This window comes from Ottowia sp. VDI28 (genome assembly GCF_049532675.1).
Lineage (GTDB): Bacteria > Pseudomonadota > Gammaproteobacteria > Burkholderiales > Burkholderiaceae_C > Ottowia.
The window spans coordinates 5,513,590-5,527,318 of record NZ_CP149820.1 but is presented as its reverse complement, the minus strand read 5'-3'; the positions used below and the strand labels follow the sequence as shown (position 1 = coordinate 5,527,318).

The 13,729-nt window shown below is 60.0% G+C and carries 9 protein-coding genes and 2 pseudogenes; 5 read left to right on the top strand and 6 right to left on the bottom strand.

Annotation, left to right across the window (positions count from 1 at the left end; translation table 11 throughout):
- Nucleotides 1–57 precede the first annotated feature (57 nt).
- From gmd to WJU18_RS26265, 3 genes and pseudogenes are all read left to right on the top strand, one after another.
- A pseudogene (gmd, locus tag WJU18_RS26275) lies at nucleotides 58–1,148 on the top strand (GDP-mannose 4,6-dehydratase).
- Nucleotides 1,141–2,088, top strand: a complete 948-nt coding sequence (locus WJU18_RS26270; RefSeq protein ID WP_423456860.1) for a GDP-L-fucose synthase family protein — start codon at nucleotides 1,141–1,143, stop codon at nucleotides 2,086–2,088. The pseudogene gmd and the gene WJU18_RS26270 overlap by 8 nt, the downstream one beginning before the upstream one ends.
- Entirely contained in the window at nucleotides 2,085–2,846 is a 762-nt protein-coding gene (locus WJU18_RS26265) for a glycosyltransferase (RefSeq protein ID WP_423456859.1), read from the top strand. The genes WJU18_RS26270 and WJU18_RS26265 overlap by 4 nt, the downstream gene beginning before the upstream one ends.
- Here the strand turns inward: WJU18_RS26265 and cysN are convergent.
- The 4 genes from cysN to WJU18_RS26245 form a co-directional block, all read right to left on the bottom strand.
- Nucleotides 2,843–4,774 carry a sulfate adenylyltransferase subunit CysN gene (gene cysN, locus WJU18_RS26260; RefSeq protein ID WP_423456857.1) on the bottom strand — a complete coding sequence of 644 codons (1,932 nt, stop codon included), beginning with the start codon at nucleotides 4,772–4,774 and terminating at the stop codon, nucleotides 2,843–2,845. The two genes, WJU18_RS26265 and cysN, sit on opposite strands and share 4 nt — an antisense overlap.
- Complete coding sequence (cysD, locus tag WJU18_RS26255) at nucleotides 4,774–5,694, bottom strand: sulfate adenylyltransferase subunit CysD (RefSeq protein WP_423456855.1); 921 nt, start codon at nucleotides 5,692–5,694, stop codon at nucleotides 4,774–4,776. Before cysD ends, cysN begins: the two co-directional genes overlap by 1 nt.
- A 143-nt stretch (nucleotides 5,695–5,837) precedes the next feature.
- Nucleotides 5,838–7,682 carry a glycosyltransferase gene (locus tag WJU18_RS26250; RefSeq protein WP_423456853.1) on the bottom strand — a complete coding sequence of 615 codons (1,845 nt, stop codon included), beginning with the start codon at nucleotides 7,680–7,682 and terminating at the stop codon, nucleotides 5,838–5,840.
- 2 nt (nucleotides 7,683–7,684) lie between these two features.
- On the bottom strand, nucleotides 7,685–9,682 hold the full coding sequence (locus WJU18_RS26245) for a tetratricopeptide repeat protein (protein WP_423456852.1): 1,998 nt from the start codon (nucleotides 9,680–9,682) through the stop codon (nucleotides 7,685–7,687).
- A 127-nt stretch (nucleotides 9,683–9,809) separates the two neighbouring features.
- Between WJU18_RS26245 and WJU18_RS26240 the strand changes: the two are divergent.
- Nucleotides 9,810–10,001 (top strand): annotated as a pseudogene (locus WJU18_RS26240) (salicylaldehyde dehydrogenase); the annotation flags it as partial.
- Nucleotides 10,002–10,074: 73 nt separating this feature from the next.
- Here the strand turns inward: WJU18_RS26240 and WJU18_RS26235 are convergent.
- A complete protein-coding gene (locus tag WJU18_RS26235) occupies nucleotides 10,075–10,377 on the bottom strand; it encodes a hypothetical protein (protein WP_423456851.1) in 303 nt (100 codons plus the stop codon).
- 302 nt (nucleotides 10,378–10,679) lie between these two features.
- Nucleotides 10,680–12,647 (bottom strand): gamma-glutamyltransferase family protein, encoded by a 1,968-nt coding sequence (locus WJU18_RS26230; RefSeq protein ID WP_423456849.1) that lies wholly within the window; start codon nucleotides 12,645–12,647, stop codon nucleotides 10,680–10,682.
- 479 nt (nucleotides 12,648–13,126) lie between these two features.
- On the opposite strand from WJU18_RS26230, the gene WJU18_RS26225 reads away from it, so the two are divergent.
- The gene (locus WJU18_RS26225; protein ID WP_423456847.1) at nucleotides 13,127–13,711 is read left to right on the top strand and encodes a DUF502 domain-containing protein; all 585 of its coding nucleotides are present in this window, start codon (nucleotides 13,127–13,129) and stop codon (nucleotides 13,709–13,711) included.
- Nucleotides 13,712–13,729 lie beyond the last annotated feature (18 nt).

Below are 13,729 nucleotides of genomic sequence, written 5' to 3'. Positions count from 1 at the left end.
CGCCTGATTGGCCTCGGCTAGGTTGAAATGAGGATCAATCCGATGTTTGGAGATGAAATGGATAGAGGAAAAGTTGCGCTCATTACGGGAGTAACTGGGCAAGATGGTTCCTATCTTGCTGAGTTCCTGCTGAAAAAAGGCTATGAAGTCCATGGTATCAAGCGCCGCTCATCGCTTTTCAATACCAGCCGGATTGATCATCTCTACAAGGATCCGCACGAGCAGGACAGGCATTTGATACTTCACTATGGAGATATGACCGATTCCTCCAGCCTGATTCGGATCATTCAGCAGGTGCAGCCTGATGAAATCTACAACCTGGCGGCGCAATCGCATGTGGCGGTGTCTTTTGAGGAGCCGGAGTACACCGCGAATTCCGATGCGCTGGGTGCGTTGCGTGTGCTGGAAGCCATCAGGATCCTGGGGCTGGAGAAAAAGACGCGTTTCTACCAGGCGTCCACTTCGGAGTTGTACGGCTTGGTGCAGGAAGTGCCGCAGAAGGAGACAACGCCGTTCTATCCGCGCAGCCCTTATGCCGTGGCCAAGCTCTATGCCTATTGGATCACGGTCAACTATCGTGAAGCGTATGGCATATACGCCTGCAATGGCATTCTTTTCAACCACGAGTCTCCGGTGCGAGGAGAGACTTTCGTCACACGCAAGATCACCCGTGCCATGGCGCGTATCAGGCTCGGGCTGCAGGAGTGTCTGTTCCTGGGTAATCTGGATGCCAGGCGCGATTGGGGGCATGCCAAGGACTATGTGGAAATGCAGTGGCTGATGCTGCAACAAGAGCGGGCGGAGGATTTCGTCATTGCCACGGGTGTGCAGTACAGCGTGCGTGATTTCGTGGAGGCGGTGCCCGCGAATTGGGTATTTCTATCCAATGGAGTGGCCAAGGGGTAGACGAGGTGGGACGCGATGCGCAGGGACGGGTGATCGTGCGCGTCGATGCGCGCTATTTCCGCCCGACCGAGGTGGAGACGCTGTTGGGTGATGCTACGCGGGCCAGGGAAAAGCTGGGCTGGGCGCCTAAGATCCCGTTTGCGGAGTTGGTCGCCGAGATGGCGCGCGAAGACTTCAACAGCGCCAAGCGCGATGCGCTGGTCAAGCAGCACGGTTTTTCAGCCTATGACTTCCATGAATGAGACTGAGCTGCCTCCCCGGCGGATCTATGTGGCCGGCCACCGAGGCATGGTGGGTTCGGCGATTGTGCGCCGCCTGCGCTCCGGTGGGTATGGAAATCCGATTACACGCACGCATGCGGAGCTGGACTTGACACGGCAGGCCGCGGTGGAGGCCTTCTTCGAGCAGGAGCGCCCCGACTACGTGTTTCTGGCAGCAGCCCGGGTGGGCGGCATACAGGCCAACAATACCCAGCGGGCCGATTTCATCTTCCAGAATTTGGCGATGGAATGCCATGTGATCGAAGCGGCGAGGCGCAGTGGCGTGCGCAGGCTAATGTTTCTGGGGTCGAGTTGCATCTACCCGCGTGATTGCCCTCAGCCGATACGCGAGGACTATTTGCTCACTGGTCCGCTGGAGCCGACCAACGAGCCCTACGCCATCGCCAAGATCGCTGGCATCAAGCTGTGCGAGGCATTCAATCAACAGCATGGCACACGATACCTCTCGGTGATGCCAACCAACCTTTACGGCCCTAACGATAACTATGACTTGAACAATAGCCATGTGCTGCCAGCGCTGATCCGCAAGGCGCACGAGGCGAAAGTGCGCGGAGATGCGGAATTGGTGGTGTGGGGCTCGGGGCGGCCCATGCGGGAGTTTCTTTACGTAGACGATCTGGCGGATGCCTGTGTGCGCCTCATGGAGTGGGGTGTGGGAGAAGGGCTCTACAACATCGGCACGGGCGAAGATGTGACGATCCGTGAACTGGCGGTTTCGGTCATGGAGGTTGTGGGCTTCCGGGGTGAAATCGTGTTCGATGCGAGCAAACCCGACGGGACGCCGCGCAAGCTGCTTGATGTGGGACGCTTGCGCGAAAGAGGATGGGTAGCTTCGACGCCGCTGCGCGAAGGGATTGCGCTCGCGTATGCGGATTTTCTGCAGCGGTATGGAGCGGCATGAGCATAGAGCAGGCAAAGGTCACGGTGGCGGTACCATCGTTTCGCCAGGGCCGCTTTCTGGAGCAGGCCTTGTCGTCGATCCTGGCCCAGGAGGTGCCGGTCGAGGTTTTCGTCATGGATGGAGGGTCGGACGACGAGACGCTGGCCGTGCTCGACCGGTGGAACGAGCGTCTGGCGGGGTGGCGCAGCCATTCTGACAGCGGGCAAGCGGAGGCTATCAATGAAGGCATTGCCAGAGGACGTGCACCTTATGTCTGTTGGCTCAACAGCGACGATTGGTTGTTACCACGGGGACTTCCCCTGCTGCTGGCTGCACTTGAGCGCGAACCTGCGGCGGTCATGGCCTATGGAAATACTTGGGATTGGATTGAGCGGACGGGCCGGCGGCGCCGTTCGATGGTGCTGCCTTTCAGTGAATGGGTGATGGCGAGGGCGAATGCCATTTCCCAACCTGGTACGCTGATGCGGCGCGACGCTTGGGAGGCCGTGGGTGGACTCGATTCCAGCTTGCACATGGCCATGGACTACGATTTGTGGTGGCGGCTCTACCGTTATGGGGGAGCGCCTGTCAGAGTGCCGGACATGGTGGCGGTCAATCGCGTGCATAGCCAGACAAAAACTAACACGCAACGGCGCTTGCATTATCAAGAGGCCATGGCCGTAGTGCGACGCCACTACGGGAAGGTGCCTCTCAAGTGGTGGTTGGCTCAACCTTATGCCGTGTGGTGGCGCGGCTGGCGCGGTGCTTCTAGGGGCTAAGCGCAGGTACCGGAAGTGGTGGATAGAACGCGCATGACTTGTGCGACGGCGTCTTTGGTGGCCGTGGTGGCGGCTTCCACCACCACGGCAGGGGTGTCTGGCGGTTCGTAAGGGCTGTTGATCCCGGTCATATTGGGAAGCAGCCCATGGCGGGCTTTTTTGTAGAGGCCCTTGGGGTCACGGTGCTCGCATACTTCGAGCGGCGTGTCAACGAACACCTCGATGAAGTTTTCTTCACCAATGAGTTCTCGGGCCATTTGCCGCTCTGCTCGGAATGGGCTGATGAAGGCTGTCATGACAATCAATCCGGCATCCATCATCAGTTTGGCGACCTCTGCCGCCCGGCGGATATTTTCCACGCGGTCGGCATCGGTGAATCCGAGATCTTTGTTCAAACCTTGGCGGATATTGTCTCCATCAAGAATGTAGGTTCGCTTGCCTTGTGCATGCAACTCCTTTTCCAATGCGTTGGCAATCGTGGACTTGCCAGACCCTGACAATCCCGTGAACCAGATCACCTTGCCTTGATGATTGTTCAGCCTTTCCCTGTCCTGACGGGTAATGCTGAGAAGTTGCCGGTGAACATTCTGAGCGCGCCGGAGATTGTGTGCAACAAGACCCGCGGCGACCGTAGCTCGGCTGAATCTGTCAACCAGAATAAAGCTGCCCAAGGCTGATGATGTCTGGTAGGTGTCGAAAACGACGGGACGGCCCAAGGCTAGATTGCATTCGGCAATGTCATTCAGACCCAATTGACGACAGGGCTCGTGCGCACCGGTGTTGACGTCAAGGCGGTGCTTGATGCCCGTGATGGAGGCGCTTGCCCATTGAGTGGCCAGCTTCAGGTCGTAGCTTCGACCTATCAGCCCAGCGTCTTCATGCATCCAGATGATGGTGGCTGAGAACTGGTCGGTCATTTCCAGCGGTGTGGTCGCACTGGCCAGAATGTCGCCCCGCGAGGCGTCTATCTCGGTACTCAGTACCAGGGTGACGGCGCTACCTTTATCCGCACGTTCCATATCACCATCGAATGTGACGATTTTTTCTATCTGTGAGGTCTGTCCAGACGCCGTGACGCGCACGGTCTCGCCTACGCTGATGTGTCCACTGGCGACCGTCCCACTCAAGCCCCGAAAGTTTCCATGAGGGCGGTTGACCCATTGGATGGGGAAGACGAAACGCTCCTCTTTCGCCGTGTCCACCGTGATGGTTTCCAGGTAAGCCATGAGGGTTGGGCCGTCATACCATGGTGTGCGCTTGGAGCGGCGAGTGATGTTGTCTCCTTGTAGTGCGGAGAGGGGCATGGAGGTGACACTTGCAATGCCCAGTTCGTTGGCAAGCGCCTCAAACTCGTGCGCGATGGTCTGGAAACACGCTTTGTCGAACTGCACTAGATCCATTTTGTTGATGGCCAATGCAATGTGTCTTATGCCCATGAGCGACGCAAGCCGGGCATGCCGCCTGGTTTGGGTTTGAAGGCCATGCCGCGCATCGACCAGAACCACTGCCACCTCCGCTGAAGATGCCCCCGTGATCATGTTGCGGGTGTATTGCTCGTGCCCAGGGGTGTCGGCCACGATGAACTTTCGGCGCGGGGTCGAGAAGAAGCGGTAAGCCACGTCAATCGTGATGCCTTGTTCACGTTCTGCGGCCAGGCCATCTACAAGAAGGGCCAAATCTACTTGCTCGGCTTGCGTGCCGTGGCGCTTGGAATCCACCGCCAGCTCTGCCAACTGGTCATCGAATATTTGCTGGGACTCCCAGAGCAGGCGGCCTATCAAGGTGCTTTTGCCATCGTCCACGTTCCCGCAGGTGATGAAGCGGAGCGTGTCTTGCTGTGCGCGCTGAGCAATCCAGCTATTCAGGTCAGAAATCTTGGCAGGAGAGCGCAGAGGCGGTTGCTGCGCGGCTTTCGGCAGGCGTGACATCAGAAGTAGCCCTCCTGCTTCTTCTTCTCCATGGATCCTCTGCTGTCGGTGTCAATTTTGCGGCCCTGCCGTTCCGATTGGCGAGTGTTGATGAGTTCCAACAAGACGTCTTCCAGACTTTCTGCTTCGGATTCAATGGCACTGGTGAGTGGATAGCATCCAAGGGTTCGAAAGCGGACTTTGCGAAGTTGAATCTCTTCGTCTGGCAGTAGCCGGCAGCGGTCGTCATCCACCATCAGAATCATGCCGGGGCGCACCACAACAGGCCTTGTTTGAGCGAAATACAGAGGAACGACGGGAATGCCTTCGCGATAGATATATTCCCAGATGTCGAGCTCGGTCCAGTTTGAAAGCGGAAACACGCGAATGCTTTCCCCGGGGTTCTTGCGTGTGTTGTACAAGTTCCAGAGCTCCGGGCGTTGATTTTTCGGATCCCACCGATGTGTGGCGGTGCGGAAAGAAAACACGCGCTCTTTGGCGCGCGATTTCTCTTCATCCCGGCGGGCGCCCCCAAACACGACGTCGAATTGGTGTTGGTTGAGGGCCTGCTTCAGCCCCTCTGTCTTGGTAATGTCGGTGTGCAGTGCGGAGCCGTGGTCGAATGGATTGATGTTCCTTTCCACGGCTTCCGGATTGATGTGGACCAGCAAGGGCATGCCGCATTCCTGGGCTATGCGATCCCGGAATTCGTACATGGCTTGGAATTTCCAACGCGTGTCCACGTGCAAAAGAGGCAATGGCGGAACTCCGGGGTAAAACGCCTTGCGTGCCAGATGCAGCATGACGCTGCTGTCTTTGCCGATCGAGTAGAGCATGACAGGGTTTTGTGCCTCTGCCACAGCCTCCCGGATGATGTGGATGCTCTCCGCTTCCAGCCGTTTAAGGTGGGGTGAGCAGAGCCGTTCGGAATTCATTCCCATGAGTCTTCTCTCAGTCAATGTTGGCGCGGTTTGCATAAACTCATTTTCATGCTGCTGGAGTCAATGTGACCTTCTTATAAAACCCCACTGACGAGTGCGCGCAATGGCCGTTTCCAGCTAGAAGCGCTTTTGGGTAAGCGTCTTCATTTTGGCCGTTGCGCGGCGGCTGTGTTTCTTCCGTGCGCGATACCGAGCAAGGACGATACGGCGACATACCGTACTGCATTGGCCCATGATCTGAAGATCTTGGAGCGGTCTGTCCTGTGTGTATGCATTGAAAGCGCTATTTCGGTCATGCGCAGGCCCCGGCGGCGCATCAGCAGTAAGGTGCCGATATCCTGGTAGTCCAACAAGGTCGCTTCGGCGGAGGCGGCTGCTTCCATGGCCGTACGGTTGTACAGGCGAAAGCCGGACACAAAATCTCGCAGATCCAACCCCGTGACCCAACGGAACCATTGCCAAGCGACGCGGCGCGGCAGACTGTTTTGGGCGGCAAAGTAAGCGACTGCCACATCGGCCTGGCGGCCAGCGGCCAGCAGTGTCGGTAGTTCTTCCACTTCGTAGCGGCCTTCCGCATCGATGGTGACGGCAGATGCGAACCCCTGTATCAGCGCGTAGCGCAGGCCTGTCTGCAGGCTGCCCCATGATGTCATGGCGAGAAGGGGGCGCAGCACGCGTGCGCCGTGTTGCTCGGCCAAGTGGCATGTCGCGTCGGTGCTGCGGTTGTCCACGACCAGAACGGGAGCATTGACGAGGGCGCGCACGCGCTGCAGTAGATGAACGATGTCGTTGGCGTTATTGTGGGTCGCGATGACGACCATCAGATCACGCGTAGGCGCCGCGGCTTGCGTGCCAGGCGCCAGGCCGCGATAGTGGCGGGCCATTGCCCGTTCGCACGGCTCGATGCCGAAGGACCGATGCAAGGCCTTGCGGCCCGCCAGGCCGAGGCGGGTGCGCAGGGGCAGATCATGCTGCAGGCGGGCAATGGTGCTGCGCCATGCACTTACATCTTCAAAAGGCACATGCAGGCCGCAGCGCGCGTGCGAGACAACCCAGGGCATCCCGGAGCCTGGTAGATCGGTGACCAGGCAAGGGCGGGCGTGCTGCATGGCTTCCAGCAGCACGATGCCAAAGGCTTCGGTGCGCTCGCGAGAGGCGAGGCAGAACAGATCGCACTGGGCCAGCAGGGCGTGCTTCTGCGCATCATCCACGGCGCCTAGCAGGCGTGTGGCGGCAGGGCGACCGGCGGGCGTGGTGTTGTCTATCAGCGCCTGCAGTGCGTCGCGGAGTTCACCATCTCCCGCGATCAACAGCTCCACGCTGGGCAGGGTTGCCACGGCCTGGATCAGGGTCTCGAAGCCTTTGTAATAAGTTAGCCGGCCGATGGACAGCAGCCGCAGTTGTGTGCCGGGACGCCATTGCAGAGACTCTGCCAGCGGTTCAGCAGGAGGAGGGGTGCTTAAGTTGATGCCAAGGGGCACGACTTCGCATTTGCCGCGCCAGCGGCGCAGCGCGCCACTCGCCTGCAGATAGGGCGGTGATGTGGCAAAGACCTGCTGCGCGCGCTCCAGCAAGGCTTGCTCGAAAGGCCGGTACAGCATGTAGGCCATGGCCACCGACCATTTGATGTTCGACACCACCACGTCGGAATGCCAGTGCACCACCCAGGGCACCTTGCGCGCGGCGGGAAGCGTCAGCGCCCACAGCGCGGAGTTGTTGGGCATGTGCAGGTGCAGCACATCGGGCTTCAACTGGTCGATAGTCTGGCCGAGGGCCCGGCGGAACCCGAGTGCCATGGGAGCGTAGACCAAGTTGAATTGCACCGGCACGCGCCGCACCCAGGCCGGGTCGTCAGGCTGCGGGTCTCCGTGCACGACGGCATGCGCATCGATGCCCTGGCGGCGCTGCTCATCGAGCAGGTCTGCCAGGAAGACCTCCATGCCTCCGCGGTAAGGTGGATAAAACTTGCCGACGTGCAGAACGCGCATGCTCAGCGCTTGGGCAGCGTGCCTGCCGCGATTTGCTCCCGCACCGCGCGGTATTGCGGATTGCGCGGATCCAGCCGAATAGCCTGATCCAGGTCCGTCAGGCTCTCGGCTTGATACCCCGCCCGATAGTGTGCAATGCCGCGCCCGTAGTACGCGGCGGGGACCTGATGGCGGGCCAGCAGTCGGGTGAACAGCGTGATGGCGCGCGCGTTGTCGCCTTTGCCGATCAGCGCCATGCCAAGGCCTGCCACCAGATTCGGATTGCCGGGGCTTTGCCGCAGCAGCAAGGCGAAGCTCTGGATGGCGGCATCGAACTGGTTGGCGCCAATGGCGGTTTCCGCATGGCGCAGGCGCAGCATCTGCTGCATCTTGTCTGCCCCTTCGAGGGCCTCGGCGGGAAGTTTCAAAGCGGTATCGAAACTCTTGAAGGCCTGTTCGAACTGCCCCAAGGCAAAGGCGGATTCCCCCCGGTGGTAGTAGAGGGCCTGGCCACCGAAGCCCTTGGCCTGGGCGGCGTCGAATGCCTTTAGCGCCTCGGCATGTTTTTTCTGTTGCTGCAGGATCATGCCCAGGCTGAACTCGGCATTGCCGCCTAGATCATCCAGCGCTGCCGCCGTGGTGAATGCTCGCTCAGCTTCGGGCAGGAGCCCTTTCTCCAGCTGATAGGAGCCCAGATTAAGAAAGGCCCGTCCACGCCCCACGGCATTGGCAGGCCCCTGGGGATCGATCTTTTCCGCGGCATCGCCCCACGCGCTACCGGGATTCTTCAAGGAGGTCACGCGGTTCAGCGCCAAGGCGCCAAAGGCCAGTCCCAGCACGATGCCCAGTATGTAGATGCTGCGTGGCTTGAAAGTGGTGAGCGCAATAGCTGCCAACCCCGGCAGTGCCACGGCCCAGAGATAGCTGCGGTACAGCACGAATGGATCCTGCACCCACGCGGTGGAAAATTCGGTGAAATACCACAACAGGGGAAACAATAGCAGGAGCGCGGCCAGGCCCCACAGGTTGCTGCGGCGCACGACCAGCCACAGGCTGGCCACCAGCAGCGCCAAGTAGCTCAGGGCGCCCAGTACGTGCAGAAAGGACGCAAACCCCAGTGGAAATACGGGCCGTAGATCGATCGACATCCACTGCACGTTGGGGAAGACCCAGAGCACGCCGTACATGAAGAACAGGGCCGCTTCGTTCAGTATGCTCAATGGATAGATATACGCCGTGATGCCAGGACGCAAGGCCTCCAACTGCTTGGCCAGCCCGATGGAGCGGGGATCGAACAACTGGCCGATCACGGAACCATAAATGCTCCAGAGCACGGCCGTGGCTGCAGCCAATGCCAGCAGGGCGACGGCCGCCACGATTGCCACGCGTTTCCAGGAGGGGCGGCAGACATGGATGTACAACGGCACCGTCAAGGCAGCCGTCATGACGGCGTATTCTTTGGAGAGCACAGCCAGCACGTAGCTGAACGCGGCGCCTGCAAACCAGATCATCCGGCCTGTCTGCAGGCCGCGCACGAACATCCAGCATGCCAGCACCGCGAAAAGCGTGGCCATGACGATGGAGCGCTGAGCCAGATAAGCCACCGCGTACACGGCCACGGGGTTGAGCGCGAACAAGGCCACGCCGACACGGAGAGCCGCGGTGCGGGAGCGTTCGAAGTCCTCCCGCGCTTCGACCTCTTGCGGAAAGCGCGCGAAGCCCACCAAGGCCTTGAGCAGTGCATAGAGCGCCGCCACCACGCCAAGATGCAGGGCCACGTTGAGCAGGCGTTGCTTCCACCAGCCTTCACCCAGCCATTCCTGTACCCAGACGAAACTGCCATACGACAGCATGCGTTGCTTGAACTGCAGCAGGTTGCCGTACTGGCTGAAAATCGTGCCATCGCCCAGGCGGAGGTCATCGAAAATCAATGCGTTTTCCAACCCGGGCAGATAGACACCCAACACTGCGACCAGCAGAACGAAGGCGTATATATATGGGGTCTTCGAGGATTCAGTCATCGACTTGCAGAGCCCTGAGTTCGTGAATAGACAACCAATGCTTCCGAAGAGTATGTGCAAAGCGGCCACGCAGAAAACCGCCATAGCACACGGCGGCTATTTGGCATTCTGATGATAAAGGAAGGTTTCGGCACACGGCTTACCTGCTGCAGCCTTTACGCGCCCACACATTTGCAGGCGCATGAAGCTGGCGTTGCGCATGGCTGGTGGCGTCAAGACCAGCGGCGGGGGCCGGTTCGGCGGTGAGGCCCGGGTAGCCGAATTCACCGATCTGCGATGGATCACCGTGCGGACGGGGCCGCGCCGCTATCCGTTCTGAGCATAAAAAAACGAGACGGCAAGCGTCTCGTTTTTGGGTGGTGACGGCCATTGCAGGCCGCCGGAAGGCATGATCAGCTCATTTCGCCGCTTTTGACTTGGTAGCCGGCAGCGAGGGCTTCACGGGTTTGCTGGCGCACTTCAGCGCGGGTGACCTTGCTGGCGGAGACGGGTGCCTTGGCAGCCAGCAGGTTGGCATCGGTGGCCGGCAGGTTGGCGATGGCTTGCTGGGTCACTTCAGCACGGGTCAGTGTGCTCACTGTGGCCGGCTCGTTCAGAAACAGGGGGCCTTCGCCGGCAGCGGGCTGGGCGGCAAAAGCGTTACCAGCGAAAACAGCGGCGAGGACGGTAGCGAGGGCGATGTTCTTGGCTTGCATGATTCTTTCCTTTTCAGTTCAATCTGTTCAATCTTTTGGACCAGCGAGACTGCCACCGTGGCAGCCCCCTCTTCGTTGAATCCGTTTTGACTACTTTGGGATTCACCGCGGAGGAGGCTTTTGGCTTGGAAGGCTTTGGCCGGCTCCGTAAGACGTAGTTTGCGCCTTAAGGACTAGGGTAAACACTAGCTAAATTGAACAAGACCCTTTCTGTTCAGGAAACAATCACGATGACGGGCTGGAGTGGAAGAGAAGGGCCGTAGAGCCGCCCCTACCACTCCTACCAAGAAACAGCACCGAGGTCAGAGTGCCCCATCCCCCAGCACGATCCCTTCCCGCCTCGGATCAGCCCCACCCTGCAGCACAGTCTTGTTCCCTTGCGTCACGCGCATGATGGTGGCGACACCGCTGGACTGAGCGCCGTTGTTGACGCGATGCCCTTTGGCTTCCAGGCCGGCAATCAAGGCGGTCAGATCCAACGAGGTATTCGAGCCATCCACGCTGGTGGTCGCGCTGTTGCTCGCCCCGAAAATCACGAGCGAAGTGGCCTGCTGTGCATCGAGCCCCCAGTCCAGCGCCCCCACCACGGTCTTGACGACATACTGGATGATGCTGCCGCCGCCGGGCGAGCCCGTGGCCATGACGAAATCGCCTGGCTGATCACCCCTGAAGACTAGCGTGGGTGCCATCGTGCTGCGCGGACGCTTGCCCGGGGCGACGCGGTTGGCGATCGGCGTGCCGCTGGCATCTGCTGGATCTGCGGAGAAGTCCGTGAGCTGATTGGTCAGGAGAAAGCCGTCGACCATGTGGAACGAACCCATGCTGGATTCGACTGTTGTCGTCATCGAAGCCACGTTGCCATAGGCGTCCACCACCGAAAGGTGCGTCGTACCGTGCTCCACCGTTTTGTCTATCCCCAGCGGAACGTCGCCGAGATCGCCAGCTACCGCCGTGCCCATGCTCTGATCGAGATTGATGAGGCTGGCACGGGCCTTCAGATAATCGGGGTTCAGCATCGTGGAGAAGCCTTGGCCGGGCAGCGGTATGAAGTCGGTATCTGCCACATACTTGTCCCGGTCGGCGTACGCCAGACGCTCAGCCTCCGACACCAGGTGCACTCCCATGACGCTGGGAACACCGCCCTCATTGGACGGGTTCGCCGGCCCGTACTGGGGCAGGGCAAACTGGCCCAGGATGCCGAACGACTGGGCGATCGCAATACCACCGGAGGAGGGCGGCGCCATGGAGCAGATGTGATAGGTGCTCCGATAGTTCACGCACACCGGCTCGCGCTTCTTGGGCTGGTAGTTTGCCAGGTCGCTCATGGTCATGAGGCTGGGCGTGATGGGCGTCTTGGCGGGATCATCGCCCACCGATTGCGCGGCTTTCTCCACGATGGCCTTGGCGATCTCGCCTGTGTGAAGCGCGTCCGCGCCCTTTTCGGCGATGGCCTTCAGCGTGTTCGCATAAGGCAGGTTGGTCATGGTTTCGCCGGTCTCGCGCGGAGTCCCATCCGCGTGGAAGTAGGTGGCCATGGCATTGGCATCGAGCGCGAGGCTGTTGGCATTGCTCTTGATGGCCGCACCCAGGCGCCCGGGAATCTGAAAGCCATCCGTCGAGAGCTTGACGCCGTAGTCGAAGAGGCCATTCCATGCGAGCTTGCCGTGCTCCTTCTGCGCCATCTCCAGCATGCGCAGCACACCGGGCACGCCAATCGACCGGCCGCTGCGGCGAGCGGAAGGCACTGGTGTCGGCGAGTTCGGATCCGCTTGATCCTGCCGTTTCAGATAGTAGCCGGTGGCCGCAGCCGGCGCGGTTTCACGGCCATCGTAGGCCATGACCTTTTTCGTCTTGGCGTCGTAATACACCATGAAGGCGCTGCCTGCGATGGTGCTCGACTGCGGCTCCACGAGCCCCAGCACGGCTTGCATGGCCACGGCGGCATCCACGGCCGTACCGCCCGATTTGAGAATGTCGCAGCCTGCCTTGACCGCCAGCGGTGTGTTCGCCACAGCCATATAGCGGCTCGAAGTCTTGGCCGTCAAGCCCAGCCGGTAACCCGAGGCGGCTTCCGGCGCCGCGGGGTCTCCTGCCACACCCGAACCCACGACGATCGACGAGCCGCCATCGCCCCGGATGGTGCAACTGGTGGGGTCGTTGTCTACGATCAGATCACGGGTGTTGTCGTCTCCGCCATCTCCTCCGCAACTGGCCAGAAGGATGACCGCTGCTGTGAGCGGTGCCAGCGGCCAGAATTTTCTCGTGAGCATGTGTTGTCTCCTTGCCTGTTATTGTCTTGCGAGGTGAATCGCATCAAGCCGGATAGCGCAAGCCTCCTGCTACAGGGCAGGCTGCACATCCGGCGCCGGGCTGCCTGCCTTCGCCATGGATGAAGTGGCAGGCTCACTCCCCGCATGAAATTTCGCCGATATCGGGGGAGCTGTCAGGATATTGCACCAGAGCGGTGCTTTTGCCAACCCGTGTCTGCACGGGCAACGCCGAAAACCTCCTGTACGCGGCACATCCGTTCGAGGAAGACGGCGTGCTTCAAGAACGCAGCCTCGCATCAAAGTGGTGTGGTGCCCGCGGGATGACGCAGAAGGAGGCGGCATTGCATTGCGGGCAACCCGGTCACTTTTCTCGTCACGCGCCAGGACGACCATTCGGTGTGTATGCAGCGTAAGGAAGGGCCGCTGATATGCTGGAACATCGTTACGAGCGTCTTGCAAGCAACCACCCGCCAAGCACTATGAAATCGATTTATCTTTATTTTTTTCGCGGCTTGATCACGTTCCTGCCCGTGGCACTCACGGTTTACGTGCTCTACCTTTTCGTCACCTGGCTGGAGTCGATCGCCATGGGGGCGGTCAGGCCGTTGGTGGGAGATTTCTATCTGCCAGGCTTGGGCATCTTGATTGGCGCGGCCCTCATTCTGGGTTTGGGGTTTCTCATCTCCTTGCCTATGACGGCACGTCTGCTGTCGTGGCTCGAATTGCCGTTCAACAACCTGCCCGTGGTCAAGAGCATCTATTCTTCGCTCAAGAGTTTTGCTGACTACTTCGCGCCGAACCAAGGGGGCAAGCCGTCGCAACAGGTGGTGATGCTGAAGCTGCCGAACAACGAGATGACCATTGTTGGGCTGATTACACGTAAGAACATGAATGGTTTGCCGCCCGGATTGGCTGAGTTGGACCATGTGGCCGTTTACTTGCCGATGGGCTACATGATCGGTGGCTACACCGTGTTCGTGCCACGCAACTGGACCACTCCGATCGACATGTCGGTGGAAGAAGCGATGCGTGCCTCGCTCCTGGCCTGGATGGCTTCGCGCTAGCTGGCGAGAATCCTCCTG